At 51.0% G+C, this 1,207-nt stretch carries 1 rRNA gene; it reads left to right on the top strand.

The window, feature by feature from the left end:
- Positions 1-1,207 (top strand): 23S ribosomal RNA (locus QI30_RS18630); the annotation flags it as partial.

Below are 1,207 nucleotides of genomic sequence, written 5' to 3'. Positions count from 1 at the left end.
CGGAATCTGGGAGGACCATCTCCCAAGGCTAAATACTCTCTAGTGACCGATAGTGAACCAGTACCGTGAGGGAAAGGTGAAAAGCACCCCGGAAGGGGAGTGAAAGAGATCCTGAAACCATGTGCCTACAAGTAGTTAGAGCCCGTTAATGGGTGATAGCGTGCCTTTTGTAGAATGAACCGGCGAGTTACGATCCCATGCAAGGTTAAGCTGATAAGGCGGAGCCGTAGCGAAAGCGAGTCTGAATAGGGCGAATGAGTATGTGGTTGTAGACCCGAAACCAGGTGATCTACCCATGTCCAGGGTGAAGGTAAGGTAACACTTACTGGAGGCCCGAACCCACGTACGTTGAAAAGTGCGGGGATGAGGTGTGGGTAGCGGAGAAATTCCAATCGAACCTGGAAATAGCTGGTTCTCTCCGAAATAGCTTTAGGGCTAGCCTCGCGGCTAAGAATCTTGGAGGTAGAGCACTGTTTGGACTAGGGGTCCATCCCGGATTACCGAATTCAGACAAACTCCGAATGCCAATGATTTATACGCGGGAGTCAGACTGCGAGTGATAAGATCCGTAGTCAAAAGGGAAACAGCCCAGACCACCAGCTAAGGTCCCAAAGTAATCGTTAAGTGGAAAAGGATGTGACGTTGCTTAGACAACCAGGATGTTGGCTCAGAAGCAGCCATCATTTAAAGAGTGCGTAATAGCTCACTGGTCGAGTGACGCTGCGCCGAAAATGTATCGGGGCTAAACGATTCACCGAAGCTGTGGATGGACATCTCAGATGTCCGTGGTAGGAGAGCGTTCTAATCGCTGTGAAGTCAGATCGTAAGGACTGGTGGAGCGTTTAGAAGTGAGAATGCCGGTATGAGTAGCGAAAGATGGGTGAGAATCCCATCCACCGAATGACTAAGGTTTCCTGAGGAAGGCTCGTCCGCTCAGGGTTAGTCGGGACCTAAGCCGAGGCCGATAGGCGTAGGCGATGGATAACAGGTTGATATTCCTGTACCACCTCCTCACCATTTGAGTAATGGGGGGACGCAGTAGGATAGGGTAAGCGCGCTGTTGGTTATGCGCGTCCAAGCAGTAAGGTGTGAGTGTAGGCAAATCCGCACTCTCTAACATTGAGCTGTGATAGCGAAGCTCTTCGAGCGAAGTTCCTGATTTCACACTGCCAAGAAAAGCCTCTAGCGAGGTGAGAGGTGCCCGTAC

The sequence above is a fragment of the Candidatus Kurthia intestinigallinarum genome (assembly GCF_003991225.1).
Lineage (GTDB): Bacteria > Bacillota > Bacilli > Bacillales_A > Planococcaceae > Kurthia > Kurthia populi.
This window is presented reverse-complemented; position numbering and strand designations above follow the sequence as displayed.